11 protein-coding genes are annotated in these 14,396 nt (G+C 71.7%); 3 read left to right on the top strand and 8 right to left on the bottom strand.

From position 1 onward, the window contains the following. The first annotated feature begins 201 nt into the window (after positions 1 to 201). Positions 202 to 1,092 carry an MBL fold metallo-hydrolase gene (locus MFF54_RS15960; RefSeq protein WP_370880155.1) on the top strand — a complete coding sequence of 297 codons (891 nt, stop codon included), beginning with the start codon at positions 202 to 204 and terminating at the stop codon, positions 1,090 to 1,092. 39 nt (positions 1,093 to 1,131) lie between these two features. Here MFF54_RS15960 and MFF54_RS15955 read toward each other — a convergent pair whose 3' ends face one another. The 4 genes from MFF54_RS15955 to MFF54_RS15940 form a co-directional block, all read right to left on the bottom strand. Next, the gene (locus MFF54_RS15955) at positions 1,132 to 2,598 is read right to left on the bottom strand and encodes an amino acid permease (protein WP_238303826.1); all 1,467 of its coding nucleotides are present in this window, start codon (positions 2,596 to 2,598) and stop codon (positions 1,132 to 1,134) included. 77 nt (positions 2,599 to 2,675) lie between these two features. Then, positions 2,676 to 3,347: a TenA family protein gene (locus MFF54_RS15950; RefSeq protein ID WP_238303825.1), complete on the bottom strand. Its 672-nt coding sequence runs from the start codon at positions 3,345 to 3,347 to the stop codon at positions 2,676 to 2,678. A gap of 49 nt (positions 3,348 to 3,396) precedes the next feature. Next, positions 3,397 to 4,071, bottom strand: coding sequence for a response regulator (locus tag MFF54_RS15945; protein WP_238303848.1), 675 nt, complete (start codon positions 4,069 to 4,071; stop codon positions 3,397 to 3,399). Between the two features lie 11 nt (positions 4,072 to 4,082). Next, positions 4,083 to 5,636: an ATP-binding protein gene (locus MFF54_RS15940; RefSeq protein ID WP_238303824.1), complete on the bottom strand. Its 1,554-nt coding sequence runs from the start codon at positions 5,634 to 5,636 to the stop codon at positions 4,083 to 4,085. Here MFF54_RS15940 and MFF54_RS15935 point away from each other — a divergent pair. Next, the gene (locus MFF54_RS15935) at positions 5,635 to 6,585 is read left to right on the top strand and encodes a DUF6925 family protein (protein WP_238303823.1); all 951 of its coding nucleotides are present in this window, start codon (positions 5,635 to 5,637) and stop codon (positions 6,583 to 6,585) included. The genes MFF54_RS15940 and MFF54_RS15935 overlap by 2 nt on opposite strands. Positions 6,586 to 6,774: 189 nt before the next feature. After that, positions 6,775 to 7,737 (top strand): hypothetical protein, encoded by a 963-nt coding sequence (locus tag MFF54_RS15930; protein ID WP_238303822.1) that lies wholly within the window; start codon positions 6,775 to 6,777, stop codon positions 7,735 to 7,737. Between the two features lie 92 nt (positions 7,738 to 7,829). Here MFF54_RS15930 and MFF54_RS15925 read toward each other — a convergent pair whose 3' ends face one another. The 4 genes from MFF54_RS15925 to MFF54_RS15910 form a co-directional block, all read right to left on the bottom strand. After that, on the bottom strand, positions 7,830 to 10,733 hold the full coding sequence (locus MFF54_RS15925) for a DUF1217 domain-containing protein (RefSeq protein WP_238303821.1): 2,904 nt from the start codon (positions 10,731 to 10,733) through the stop codon (positions 7,830 to 7,832). Positions 10,734 to 11,116: 383 nt separating this feature from the next. Further along, positions 11,117 to 12,097, bottom strand: coding sequence for a tetraacyldisaccharide 4'-kinase (gene lpxK / locus MFF54_RS15920; RefSeq protein WP_238303820.1), 981 nt, complete (start codon positions 12,095 to 12,097; stop codon positions 11,117 to 11,119). Next, the gene (locus MFF54_RS15915; protein WP_238303819.1) at positions 12,097 to 13,398 is read right to left on the bottom strand and encodes a 3-deoxy-D-manno-octulosonic acid transferase; all 1,302 of its coding nucleotides are present in this window, start codon (positions 13,396 to 13,398) and stop codon (positions 12,097 to 12,099) included. The genes lpxK and MFF54_RS15915 overlap by 1 nt, the downstream gene beginning before the upstream one ends. After that, entirely contained in the window at positions 13,395 to 14,162 is a 768-nt protein-coding gene (locus MFF54_RS15910; protein ID WP_238303818.1) for a lysophospholipid acyltransferase family protein, read from the bottom strand. The genes MFF54_RS15915 and MFF54_RS15910 overlap by 4 nt, the downstream gene beginning before the upstream one ends. Positions 14,163 to 14,396: the final 234 nt, after the last annotated feature.

Raw genomic sequence — 14,396 nt, 5'->3', positions numbered from 1 at the left:
GGCCCGGATCATGCCCGTTGGCGTGTGCGTGCGCGCACATTGCGCGCCGCGGAATACCCCCACTTCTCCCTCAATCACAGAGCGACAGTTCCCGAACGCTCCTGTCTCAAGCGGCGCAAGCGCATTGACGCCGGGCTGGCGAATGCGGCCTGATCACGGAGACGACCGGGACCGATGCCTGAACCACGACCCGTTATGATCATGTCGAACAGTCCGTGCCAGGACGGCGGCCTCACCCTGCGTTTCTGGGGTGTGCGCGGCTCAACGCCCGTCTGCGGTCCCGATTACGCCGAGTTCGGCGGCAGCACCCCCTGCCTGGAGGTGCGCTGCGGCGAGCGCCTGTTCCTGATCGACGCCGGTTCCGGCCTGTTCAATTGCGGCCAGCACCACCGGGCCGATCTCCCCAAGGAGATCGACCTGCTGTTCAGCCATCTCCACTTCGACCACACCGGCGGCCTGCCCTTCTTCAAGCCGGCGGTGTTCGAGGCCGAGCGGGTGATCAACACCTATTGCGGCAATCTCGACGGCGCCTCGGCCGAGGCCAGCCTCGGGCGCCTCTACGCGCCGCCGCTCTTTCCCGTCACCCTCGACATCCTGCCCTGCCAGCTGAAGCATCACGGCTTCCGGGCGGGCGAGACCCTGACCTTCGCGGACGGGATGAAGGTCGACACCCTGCTCCTCAACCATCCGCAGGGCTCGGTCGGCTACCGTTTCGACCACGGCGGCAAGCGCCTCTGCGTGATCAGCGACATCGAGCACAGCGATCCCTGGCCGAACCCGGAGCTGAAAGCCTTCGTGGAGGGCGCCGACCTCCTCGTCTACGACGGCATGTTCACCGATTGCGAGTACCCGACCTGCCGCGGCTGGGGCCATTCGACTTGGCAGAAGGGCGTGGAGCTGGCGCGCGCCGCCAACGTGAAGGCGCTCGGCATCATCCACCTGCACCCGGCCCACACGGACGCGATGCTGCGCCGGGTCGAGGCGGACATGCAGGTCGAGATGCCGACCGCCTTCATCGCGCGGGAGCGTGCGCTGATCGACGTCGGGACGATCGGCAACCCGCGCCCGCGGGTGGTGGCGCGCACGGCCTGAGCCGCGAAACGCTCCGCCCCCTCTCCGGGAGAGGACGCGCTACGCCCCCTCCCGCCCGATGCGGCTGTGGCGGCGGCTCCACCCGAAATAGATCGCCATGCCGATGGCGAGCCAGATCACCAGGCGCAGCCAGGTCTCGCCGTCGAGCGACACCATCATGGCGAAGCAGGTGAGGATGCCGAGGATCGGCACCAGGGGCACCAGCGGCGTGCGGTAGGCGCGCGGGGCGTCGGGCTGGGTCCGGCGCAGGATCATCACGCCGACGCAGACCAGCACGAAGGCGAGCAGCGTGCCGATACTCGTCATGTGGCCGAGCTGGGTGATCGGCAGGAATCCGCCGAGCGCGCCCGTGAACACCATGAAGAACAGGTTCGAGCGGTAGGGCGTCTTCCAGCGCGGATGCACCCGCGAGAACAGGCCCGGCAGCAGCCGGTCCTGCGACATGGTGAAGAACACCCGGCTCTGGCCGAGCAGCAGCACCAGGATCACGGTGGAGAAGCCCGCGATCACCCCGAGGGTCACCAGCGACTTCAGCCAGGGGAAGGGCGTCTGGCCGATCGCCGTGTTCACCGGGGCGCCGTCGCCCCGCATGGCGTCGTAGTGCACGAGGCCGGTGAGCACGCCCGCGAACAGGATGTAGATGACCGTGCAGATGGCGAGCGAGCCGAGGATGCCGATCATCATGTTGCGCTGCGGATTCTTGGCCTCCTGCGCCGCGGTCGAGACCGCGTCGAAGCCGATATAGGCGAAGAAGACCACGCCGGCCGCCCGCATGATGCCGCTCCAGCCGTACTCGCCGAAGGTGCCGGTATTCTCGGGGATGAAGGGCACGTAGTTCTGGCTCTTCACGTAGAAGGCGCCGAGCCCGATCACCACCGCCACCACCGCGAGCTTGATCGCCACCACGATCGCGTTGACCCGGGCCGATTCGCGGATGCCGATCATCAGGAGCGCGGAGGCCGCCACGATGATCGCGATCGCCGGCAGGTTGACGAGGCCGGTGCCGGTGGTGCCGTCGGCGAGCGTGTAGGTCTCGAAGGGCGAGTGCACGAATTTCGCCGGCAAATCGACGCCGAACTGGTGGAGGAAGCGGACGACGTACTGCGACCAGCTTACCGAGACGGTCGCAGCGCCCACCGCGTATTCGAGCACGAGATCCCAGCCGATGATCCAGGCCACGAACTCGCCCATCGTGGCGTAGGCGTAGGTATAGGCCGAGCCCGCCACCGGGATCATGCCGGCGAGCTCCGAGTAGCACATGCCGGCAAAGCAGCAGCCGATCGCCGCGATGGCGAATGAGATGACGACCGCCGGCCCCGCGTGCTGCGCGGCGGCGATGCCGGTGAGCGAGAACAGGCCGGCGCCGATCACCGCGCCGATACCGAGCCCGATCAGGCTCCAGGGGCCGAGCGTGCGCTGGAGCGTGTGCTCGCCGGCCTCCGCGTCGGCGTTCAGCCGCTCAAGGGACTTCGTCCGTGTCAGATCGCCCAAAGCGCCCGCAGCCATCCGCCCACCCCCGCTCGACCGTCGCAGACTTGCCAAGCTAGCGGAATGCAGGAGCCCTGCCAGTGTGTTGCGGCCGGCTACACCGGCCAGCCGGCCTCCCTGTAGGCACCGTCCCAGAACATCCATTCGAGGCGCGTCGCGTGCGTGAAAGCTCGGTGCATCCGCTCGACCAGGGCGGGGGAGGCTACGGAGGCTGCCGCGTCGGTCGCGGCGATCACCCGGTCGACGGCCAGAGAGAAATCCTCGCCCGCGTAGGTGTCGATCCAGGCCCGGTACGGGTTGTCGGCGGCCGCGCGGGCGTGGATGTCGCGCCCGACCTCCCGGTAGATCCAGAAGCAGGGCAGGAGGGCAGCGAGGACCACCGGGTAGGGCTCGGCATAGGCGACGCTGAGCAGGTGGCCGACGTAGTGGTCGCAAGCCGGGCTCGGGGGCGTCGCCGCGAAGGTCTCGGGCCCGATGCCCTCCTGGCGGAAGAAGCCCTCGTGCAGGCTGCGCTCCACCACCACGGCCTCCTCGGCGGCGCGGGCGAACAGCACGAACGCGTCGGGGTCCGGCGCCTTGGCGGCGGCGAGCGCCAGAGCCCGGCCGAAGCCGAGGAGGTAGTGGGCGTCCTGCAGGATGTAGTGGCGGAAGCGCGCGCGGCTCAGCGTGCCGGCGGCGAGTTCCGCGTTGAACGGCATGGTGCGGATGGTCTCGTAGAGGGCGATGTTGCGCGCCCAGGCTTCCTGCGAGAACACCGGCCCGCCCATCGTGATCACCCTCCGTCCACCGAACCCGCGCGGCCAAGTCCTAGAAAAATCAGCCCTGGCGCTGGGCGTGGGTGACCGCGACGTGGATGAGTTCGGCGAGCGTGCGCACGCCGAGCTTCTGGCGCATCTGCGAGCAGGCGTTGGTGACGGTCTTGTAGCTGACCGAGAGGTCGGCGGCGATCGCGCCGTAGGACTTGCCCTGGGCGAGCCGGGCCAGGATCTGCTGCTCGCGGGGCGTGAGCTGGCTCTCGGGGGTGCGGCGTGCGTCGGTGCGCAGCATCGCCACCTCGGTGGCGAGGCGCCGGTCGAGATAGACCTCGCCGGCCCGCACCCGCTCGAAGGCGTCGAACAGTTCGGCCGAGGCGTGGTCCTTCAGCACGTAGCCGAGCGCCCCGGCCTCGAGCGCGCGCGCCACGATGACGGGGTCGTTGTGCATGCTGAAGACGAGGATGCGCGTACCCGGCTCGACCGCGCGCATCCGGCGGATCAGCCCCAGGCCGGCGAGCCCGCTGCCCTGGAAGGTGAGGTCGCAGATCACGATCGGCGGGCGCAGACGGTGGAAGATGCGGTAGCCGCCCACCACCGTGGTCGCCTCGGCGACGGTCTCGATGCCCGCATCCTCCAGCACCCGGCGGCAGCCCTGGAGCACGATCGGGTGATCGTCGATCACGAGAACCGGCAACCGCGTGCCGGTGATCTCGGGCTTCGTGGCGCTGGCGTTCATGGCGATGGCGTTCATGGCGCTTCCACCGTGCTGGCATCCTCGCCCCGGTCGGCCGGCACCGGGATGCTGATCCGGACAACAGCCCCCGGTGCCAGGTTGTCAAGGGCAAAGCTTCCGTCCAGCGCCCCGACGCGCTCGCGCATCCCCGAGAGGCCGAGCCCGGTGCCGTGGTCGGGGCTCACCCCGCTGCCGTTGTCCCGCACGCTGACCACGAGGCGCCCGTCCTGCTCCTCCGCCTCGACGACGACCTCGGTCGCGGCCCCGTGCCGCACGGCGTTGGTCATGCTCTCCTGGATGCAGCGGAACAGGGTGAGGTCGACGAGGTCGCCGTAGCCCGGCCCCAGCCCCGCGAAGCGGCCGACGAAGCGGGTGCCCGGATGGCGCCGGCTGAAGTCGCGCATGAGGAGGTCGAGGCAGGCGGGCAGCGGCACCTGACCGAGCGCGTGCGGTCGCAGGCGATTGAGGAGGTCGCGGTTGCGGCTCTGCACCTGACCGACGATGCCGGCGATCTCGGCGGCGCGCGCGGCGAGCTTGTCGCGGGCGGGCTCGGCCTCCCCCGCCGCGATGCGGGCGATCGAGGCGGCGGTGGCCTCGAGCGCGAACAGGCAGGGGCCGAACTCGTCGTGGAGTTCCAGCGCGATGCGGCGGCCCTCGTCGTCCTGCGCGGTGAGGAGCTGGCGGTTGAGGCGCCCGTTGGCGGCGCGCGCCTCGCCCAGCGCCTCCGCCACCTGGTTGAAGCGGGCCGCGATGGCGGCGAGTTCGCGCGTCTCCGGCAGCGCGAGCCGGGCGGTGTAATCGTGCCGCTCCAGCTGGGTCAGCCCCTGCGCGAGGCTGCCCAAGGGCGCCAGGACGCGCCCGGCCGCGAGATAGAGCGCCACCAGCATCGCCGCATTGATGCAGAAGGTGGTGATGGAGAGCGCCCGGGCGTAGCTCCAGATCTCGTCGATCTCGTCCAGCGGCTGGGTGGTGATGCGGGCCGAGCCGATCTGGCGCCCGCCCGCCACGATCGGCAGAGTGTGCTGCTTGATCGGCGGGGCGATCAGGTCGGCGAACCAGGCGGGTGCCGCTTTCTCGCCCCGTGGGCGGCCCGGAGGTTCGCCCACCGGATCGCCGTCGCTGTCGACCACGCTGACCCGAACGTGGCGGAGCGCCTGGGAGCGCAGGTCAAGGGTCTGCAACAGGGTGTCGGGTGTGGCCGTGTCGGCGAGCCGGATCGTGTCGGCCACGAGGGACTCGACGGTGGCGAGCGAGGCCCGGGTCTCGACCTTCACGGCCGAGCGCGCGTTGAGCACGATGACCGCGCAGGAAATCAGCGCCGCCAGCACGTCGATGGCGAGCACCACCGCGATCAGCCGCCGCCGGGTCGACCAGCCGGCCCAGGGCAGCGCGCGCCGCGGGACGCCCGGCGCGCGGCCCGGGGCAGCGGGCGCGTCGGATCGAGGCTGGACGGTCGGGGCGCGGGCGGTCACCCGGCGAGCCTTGATCCAGGCGGGCGGGATTGTCCATCCGGCGGTGGTGCCGCTGGTGGTTGAACGCGCGCCCCCCGCGTCGTAGCGCTCCGGCATGACGCCCGCGACCGCGCCGGTCCCCGCGCTGCGCGACCTGATCCGCGGCCTTCTCGCCGAGCCCGAGGCCGGCTGGAGCCTCGGCACCTTCGGGGCCGCGGCCGAGTTCCGGCGCGGATCGGACGAGCCCGCTTGGCCGCTCGCGGACGGCCGGCTCGGCCTGCGCACGGACCGGGGCGGCATCGCGCTCGACATCCGCCCGGATCTCGTGGCCGTCGCCTACGAGACGGCCGTGCCCGGCGGCTGGAGCCACGCGGTGGCGCTCTGCCTGCCGCACTCTGCCCTGCCGCGCCCGCACCGGGGCGTCGTCACGGCGCGCGGTCCCGACCGCGCGGCGCTCGACCCCGCCGGGCGGGACGCCTGCCTGTTCGACCTCGGCCTCGGTCGCGGCCCCGTCGCGATCCTGGCCCGGGCCGGGGACGCGCAGGGGTTCGCGCGGCTGCGGGCGCTCGCCGGGGCGCCCCTGCCCGACCCGGAGGGCTTCGTCGCGGACTTGGGGCGCCCCGGCGAGCCGGCCCTCGTCTTCGCCGGGCCGCTGGGGCGGGTCGAGGTGCTGCGGAGCGGACCGACCCCGGGCGCCGGGCCGGGGCCGCGGGCCCACCTCGTCCCCCGCGTCCTGCGGCTCGGGCGGACCCACGTCGCGACGGCGCCGATCCCGCCCGGCCTCGTGCCCTGCGCCCATATCGAGCCGCCGCACCCGCTGCGGGACGGCTCGGGGACGCCCTGCCCGTTCCGCCCCAGCCCGCACGCGGCCTTCCAGGCGATCCTCGCGCGCTGGGGCAATCCGGCCCTCGTCGCGCTGAAGCGTCACCGTCTCGGGCTCGGGCCCGATCCCGGTCTCGCGCCGGATCGGCGGACGCGCGCCGTCGCACGGGTGGCGGCGGCCCAGATCGCGGCGGGTGCGTATCCAGAGCCGCGCGGGCCGCGCGACGAAGTCACCGATTCTTAATCGCAGGCCTCGTACACAGGGTTACCTGTTCCTGACCGGAATCCGTGCACGGCGCGGCGGCCGACATCTTTGCGCCGTATTGTCGGCCCTGATTCATCGTCCGAGATCGCCTTCGGGAACACCTGAGGCGGACGGCCGGGTTCGGGGGAGCGGCCGTTCGGATCCGCGTCGCGTCCAGAGACCCCGTCCATGACCGAACTCGCGCTCGACCCCACCGAGACCCGCCAGCCCCGCACGGCCGCGCAGAGCAAGCCGCCCGGCGGCCCGCTCGGGCGCATCGCGCTCGCCTCCGCCCTCGGCATCGCCGGCCTCGGCGCCTTTGCGGCCGCCTCCGCCTTCATGTCCGATCTGACCGGGTCGCGGAGCACCGCAAGGCCGCCGGTCGTCGCCAAGCAGAGCGCTGCCGACTGGCCGGACCTGATGAAGGACGGCCTGCCGGCGCTCGCCACCGGCAGCCTACCCGAGGCGGGCGCCCCCCGGCAGATCGCCCTGTCGGCGGCCGATGCGTCGGCCGAGATCGCGCCCGCCCGGAGCCCGACGGGACCGGCGGCCGAGCCGGTACCGTCCGTCGCGCCGAAGCCGCTGGCCGCGGTCGAGCCGGCCGTCGCACGCCCGTCCGGCACGCCTGCGCCGATGATCGCGGCCTCCAAGCCCGCAGCGCCGGAGACGGTCGCCGCCAAGCCCGCGCCGATGATCGAGAACGCGCCGGTGATCGCCCCCGCGCGGCAGGCGGGCGTCCTGCCGCCACCGAACCGCACCGCGCCGACGGTCGCCGCGCGCCCGGTCGAGACCGTGCGCGCCCGCACCGCCAGCACCAGCTTCGCGGCCCTGCCGCCCGCGCCTGACAAGGCCACAGCCGAGAAGCCCGCGACGCGCCCGGTCCCGGCCGAGAGCCGCAAGGATCCGGCGAAGCCCGCCGAGGCGAAGGCGGAGGCGGCCGAGCACGCGAAGAAGAAGCCCGAGAAGGCCGTCGCTGCGCGCAAGCCGGCGCCCACCGCGGTCGCGTCCGCAGAGCCGGCGACCCCGGCCGACCCCGAGGAGACGGAGGTGTTCGGCATCAGGGTACCGACGCTCGCCGCCACGGGCCGGAAGATCGGCGCGAGCGTCGAGGCGCTGGGCAACGCGGTGAAGGGCCTGCCGGACAAGTTCTGAGTCAGCGCGCACGGGCTCGCACGCGACGACGCCGCGGCCGTCCCGCTCGCCGCCATCGCGTTCCGCTGCCGACCGGCTCCGTCCCCGGGGCCTCAGAACCAGCTTCGTCGGCTCATCGCGCCGTAGAGCGGTTCGTTGGGGCCGACGCTTCCGAAAAGCGACAGAACCGGCGACGGCGTGCTGTTCCTGCTATCCCACATGACGGTGAACCGGCTGACGAACGCTTCGAGCTTCTTGGGATCCTGAAACGACTTGATATCGATCCGACGCTCGATCAGCCTGGCGCGGGCCGAGACCGCCTCGTTCGACGAACCGGTGGCCTCGGGCAGGTTCAGAACCGTCGAGATGACCTGGGACAACGCCCTGTCGGCCAGGATGTCGAAGCCCGACCTGATGCTCGGACCGACGCGGCTGAAGTAGAGGGCGAGACGCACGCCGGCATCGTCCTCGCCCGCATCCGCTTCCAGCGCTTGGCGCAGATATGCCTTCGCCGCGCTCCGCGCCGTCGCGTCGGGGCCGTTATCGACGCCGAAGCCGATATCGACCCCGGTCTGCGTCGAGGCCGTACGGTCGATGTTCTGGAGCGACAGCGTCCGTCCGCTCCCGACCCCGGAATACGCGGTGTCGCCGTCCTTACCGAAGCCGCCGAAGGCCCCGTCCGCGCCAAGGTCGAGAGAGTCCGTCGTCCGGATGACGATGCGCCCGGTCGCGCTGAGCGAGGCCCGGACGGCTCCCTGCAGGCCGGTTCGGCCGGTGGCATCGATCTGCGCGTTGATCGCTCTCAGGAGTTCGGCAGGGGTGACCTTCGCGAGGTCGCCGACCATGCCCCTGAGGGTCTGCGCGTTGATCACGATCCGGCCCGTGCGCTCCGTGGCCGCGTCGAGGCGCGTCGCGAGCGAGAAGGCGACCTCGTTCGTCCCGCTGAAGTCGATCGTGTCGCTGGCCTTGTAGGCGCGCGATCCGGCGACCAGGGCCGCCGTTCCGTCGCGCCAGCTTCCCTGTCCGCTCGCGTCGCGCTTCCGGTCGGTGCCGAAGCCGATGTCGAAGCCGGTGGTGAAGAGCCGGCTCGTGTCGGCGCTCCGGATCTCGATCGTCCGTTCTGAGCCGGACGCCGCATAGACCCGGTCGGTCCGTGCGCCCGTCCCGGCCGCGGCTCCGGACAGGACATAGTCACTCGTCGTGAAGGCGATCCGTCCTGCCGCGTCGAGGGAGGCGCGCACGGTGCCTTTCAGCCCCGCGTCGCCCGTGGCCTCGATCTGGGCGTTGATCGCCGCGACCAGCTCGGCCGGCGTCACCCTGGACAACGTCATCGTCGCGAGAGCCTCGACCTTCGTGCGCGTCTTCAAGGCGTCGAGGATCTCCGCGTTGAGGGTGATCCGGCCGGTGCGCGGCGTCACGGCGTCGAGGTTGGTCGTCAGATCGAAGCTGATCTCTTGGGCGCCGATGTAGTCGAACTCGCGGGCGGTGCTCGCGTCGAGAGGGCCGCTGAGATCGAACGTGTCGGTCGGCGCGAAGGTGCGGGTGCCTGCGAGGCGCGTCGCGTCGGCGGAGGCCGTGCCGCTGCCCGAGGCCTGGACCCCGCCCGCCGCACCGAAGCCGATGTCGAGGGGCGTGCCGGGCGCGCCGCCCGCACCGATGAGGCTGACGGCCACGCTCCGCTCCGCGCCGACGCCCGCATAGACCGTGTCGGTCGCCCCGCCGCGGCCGCTGCGCCGGCCGTCCGTGCCCAGGGCGACGTGATCCGTCGTCGTGATGACCAGCCGTCCCGCGCCGTCGAGTGAGGCGCGGACCGTCCCGCTCAATCCGGCCGCCTCCGTCGCATCGATCTGGGCATTGACGGCCGCGACCAATTCCGCGGGCGTGACCCGGGAAAGGTCGGCCGCCTGCTCCCTCAGGGTCGAGGCGTTCAGCGCGATGACGCCCCACCGCGTCGTGCCCGCATCGAGCTTCGTCACGAGGCCGAGCCGAACCTCGCCACCCCGGCTGAAGTCGAGCGTGTCGGTCGCCGCGAAGCTGCGGGAGCCGGTTAGCCGAGCCGGGCTTCCGGTCTCCGCCGCCGGGGAGACCGCCCTGTGCGTCGGCGCGTCGTCGAGCGTGCCGAGGCCCACCTTGCCGAAACCCAGATCGACGGCGACCTGCGTGGCCGAGGAGAGATCGGCGTTGCGGAGGAGGATCGTGCGCTGCGTGCCCGTAGCGGCGTAGGCCTTGTCCGCGCTGGCACCCGCGCCGCCGGCTCTCCTGTCCTTGCCGAGATCGAGATGGTTCGTCGTCGTGAAGACCAGAGCTCCTCCGGGATCGAGGGAGGCCGCGAGCGTGCCCTTCAGCCCGGTCTCGCCCGTGGCCTCGATCTGGGCGTTGATCGCCCGCACGAGATCCGGCCCCGTGAGCTTGGACAGATCGGCGAAGCCGAGCTTTGTCTGCAGGCGGCCCAGAGTCTCGGCGCTGAGCACGATCTTGCCCGTGCGGAGGGTATCCCCGTCGAGCTTCGTCTCGAGCGTGAAGGCGGCCTCGTTCAGCCCGCTGAAATCGAAGAGGCCGTCGAAGACGACACGACCGTCTTCGCCCTTGATTGGAAGCAGGGCCGGTGTGCCGGAGATGACGGCGGGTCTCGGCACCGGGATGCGCGCCGCCGGATCGAAGGGGGCGTCCGCCCCGCTCGCGCGTGCGCCCATGCCGGCCGCGAAATCGAATGCCGCCGCGAACGTCTTGTAGCGGCCGTCGGTCAGACGGTTGGCGAAGCTGTTCGGGTCGGCGACGCCCTCGCTCAGGACCCTGCGCATGAAAGCCTTGGCGTAGATCATGTCCTCCAGGCCATACGCCTTCATGGCGTACGTATAGAGACGGCGATCGCCGAGGAATTCATCGACCGTTCTGACGGTGCGGATATGGGCCTCGAAATAAGCGGCCTCGCGCGCGACCTGCGATTCCTTTGCCTTCCGGAGCAGGGACTTGTCGAGGTCGCGCGAGAGCAACCTGTAGCTGAGATATGTGTCCATTACGCGCGTCTTCCTCGCACGATCGGTACCGGCCGGAGACAGCGGAGCCGAGTCGCGGCCGACGGATCCATCAGACCCGGCGTCGAAATCAATTTCGTCGCGCAAGCTTGCCCATAGCTTTCTGTATTGGATCATCAAAATTCTTATTTTATCGCAAGATAAACATCCGCTCGTACGGAGTTTAGATTTTCTATGTGAACTTAAAAATCCATTTCCTGCCGCAGCGGTCGAGATGAATCTTAATATTGTATTCGATGTAAAATAAAAATACTGAGATCCTATGTTTTATGCATATTCAGCTTCGGCTACGCTGCTTCGATGCGGTTTCCGACCGATCTCTTGGCTGCCATCGACCATTGCCGCCTGCTCCGGGAATGGCCGCCTTACGCGGGCCGGCACAAGCCCCGAACCTGTGCGCGCAAGGACGCCTCATCGAGGATGTTCAGCCGCGCGGGCAAGACGCCGACGCGGTTCGCGAAGGCTGTCGGCAGGCGCACCGCATCCTTCTCGGTGGTGACGAGGTCCGCGCGGATTCGCTCCGCCTCGGCGGCCAGTGCCGCAAGGTCGCCCGCCGCGTACGGGTGGTGGTCGGGAAAGGCCCGAGTGCCGACGAGCTCCGCCCCGCTCTCCTGCACGGTCGCGAAGAATTTTTGCGGGCGCCCGATCCCTGCGAAGGCCAGAACGCGCCGGCCGGTGAGGGCGCCGGGCTCGGCGGCGAGCCGGGCGCAGTGCACGGGCAGGCCCCGACGCAGCGCGGCCTCCGCCACGGCCTCGCCCGGGCCGCCCTCGCCGACCAGGATCACCCCGCCGACATGCGGCCACTGCCGCGCCAGCGGCGCCCGCAAGGGGCCCGCCGGGAAGGGCAGCCCGTTGCCGAGGCCTGCCCCCGCATCGACCACCGCGAGGGCGAGGTCCTTGATCAGCGACGGGTTCTGCAGCCCGTCATCCATCACGATCACGTCCGCCCCCCTGGCCGCGCACAGGGCGGCACCGGCCACGCGGTCGCGCGCGACGATCGCCGGGGCAGAGCGGGCGAGGAGCAGCGGCTCGTCGCCGACATCCGCGGCCCCGTGGCGCGCCGGATCGACCGCGACGGGGCCGGACAGGCGTCCGCCGTAGCCGCGGCTCAGGAAGGCCGGCCGCGCGCCGAGATCGCGCAGGATGTCCGCGAGGGCGAGCGCCGCCGGGGTCTTGCCGGCGCCGCCCAGCGTGAAGTTGCCGAGGCAGAGAACCGGGCAGGGCCCGAGGGCGCCGGGCCGCGCCATCCGGGCGGCGGTGAGCCGGCCGTAGAGGGCACCGAGCGGCCGGAGCGCCAGGGCGGCCGGATGATGCGGGCTCCCGTCCCAGAAGGCGGGCGGGCGCATCAGGCCTGGAGGGCGGCGAGCTTCAGCTGCGCGACGAAGGGCTCGAGCACCGCCAGCGTCCGCGTCACCGCCCCCTCGAAGGGGCGCAGCGCCCGCTGCCCGGCCTCGGCCACGGCCGCGCGATGCGCCGGCTCGGCGAGCAGCGCACCGGTCCGCGCGGCGAGCTCGTCCGCGTCGGCCACGGCGAGCGCTCCGCCCGCCGCGTCCAGGGCGCCGTAGATCTCGGCGAAGTTCTGCGTGTGCGGCCCGTGCAGCACCGCCGCGTCGAGGCGCACCGGCTCGATCGGGTTCTGGCCGCCGCGGCCGACCAGCGAGCCGCCGAGGAAGGCCACCGGGCTCAGGCGGTAGAACAGGCCGAGCTCGCCCACCGTGTCGGCCACGTAGTAGGAGACCCCCGGATGGGGCCGCCCCCCGGCCGAGCGGCGCGCGCTGCGCAGGCCCGCCGCGGCCGCGGCCGCGGCAACCGCCTGGCCCCGGCCGGGATGGCGGGGCGCCACGATGGTGAGGAGGTCCGGGAAGCGGGCGGCGAGCCGCGCATGCGCCGCGGCGACGACCTCGTCCTCGCCCGCATGGGTGCTCGCCGCGATCCAGACCGGGCGATCGCCGATCATCTCGCCGAGATAGGCGAGTTGCTGTCGGTCGGCCGGGGGCACCGCGGCATCGAATTTCAGGTTGCCCGCCACGCTTACCCGGGGCGCGCCGAGCCGCACGAAGCGCTCCGCGTCGTCCCGCGTCTGCGCGAGGCAGATGGCGATGCGGGAGAGGAGCGCGCGCGCTGTGCGCGGCGAGCGCTCCCAGCCGCGGAACGAGCGCTCCGACATCCGGCCGTTGACGAGGATCAGCGGGATGCCCCGCTCGTGCAGGCCGACGATGACGTTGGGCCAGATCTCGGATTCCGCCACCAGCGCGAGGTCCGGCTGCCAATGGTCGAGGAAGCGCCCGACCCAGCGCGGCGCGTCGAGCGGCATGTACTGGTGCACGGCGCCGGCCGGCAGGCGGGTGCCGATCAGCTCGGCGGCCGTCCGGGTACCGGTGGTGACGAGCACCGAGAAGCCGCGGGCGATCATGCCCTCGACGAGGCCGATCAGCGAGAGCGCCTCGCCGACGCTCGCCCCGTGCATCCAGGCGAGCGGCCCTACGGGGCGCGCCCGGCCCGGCAGGCCGCGTCGCTCGGGCAGACGCCTCGGATCCTCCTTGCCGCGATGCGCGCGCCACGCGAGCAGGCCGGCCACCGCGGGCTCGCCGAGTTGCAGGCCGACCCGGTAGGCCCGCAGCGGCAGGGTGAGGGGGAGCGCCCTCACGCGGGGCTCCTCGCGGAATTCCCTGTCGCCGCCGGCACCCCGAGCCAGTTCGCGCCGACCCGGTCCGGCCGCCCGACGAGGGCGTAGGCCCGGTCGTGCACCCGGTTCATCTCGGCCTCCAGCCGCTGGCGCAGATGCTCGAACGCCTCGGCCTCGACCTCGCGCGGCACCGCGATCGGCTCGCCGAACACCACGGCGCCCTGGCCGAAGGGCAGGCCGAGGCAGGCCCGATCCCAGGAGTTGAAGCGGATGTGGCGGCTCGTCACCACGGCGACCGGTACGATCGGCCGGCCGGAGAAGCGGGCGAGCGTCAGGATGCCGGCATCCGCGCGCCGGGAGACCTTCGGCACGTCGGCGCTGAAGGCGACGATCTCGCCGGCCTTCAGCGCCTTCAGCATGGCGCGCAGGCCCTCGGCCCCGCCCTTGGCGCGCGCGTCGCGCACCACCCGGCCGCGGGCGCCCGAGGCGCGGATGACCCGCACGCCCATCCGGGTCAGCGCGATCGTGTTGATGTTGCCGTCGGGATTACGCGAGATGATCGTGGCGATCCGGTCCTGCGGCCGGCGGGCGAACGACACCATGATGTGCTGGCCGTGCCACATGCCGGCGATGAAGGGCGTGTGCCCGTCGATCCAGGCGTCGCCGCCTGCGGGCTCCACGGTGAACCGGTTGGTGCGCCGCACGAGGTTCAGATAGGCCGCGGCGAGCGTGCCCAGCCCTTGCTGTACGGCCGGCAGCCGGCTGATGCGTTTGAGGAGGCTCATCGTCGCTTCTGGGAACCCGCCGCGCGGGCGCATGGCTAGGGGGCGAGGCCGGACCGGCGAGCCGAGCTTTCACCGGAGCTTTGTGCCGGAACTGAGGAAGCGGTCGGGCGCCGGTGGGATCATCTATCCCCGCCCTGCGAGGCCGTGCAACTGATCCTGGGTTGTGCGTCGTCCGTACCACCTCCGGTGCGAGCAACCGCCTTCGTGGCCCCTCTTGTCTGGAACTGTTCCAAT

This window comes from Methylobacterium gregans, assembly GCF_022179245.1.
GTDB lineage: Bacteria > Pseudomonadota > Alphaproteobacteria > Rhizobiales > Beijerinckiaceae > Methylobacterium > Methylobacterium gregans.
This window is presented reverse-complemented; position numbering and strand designations above follow the sequence as displayed.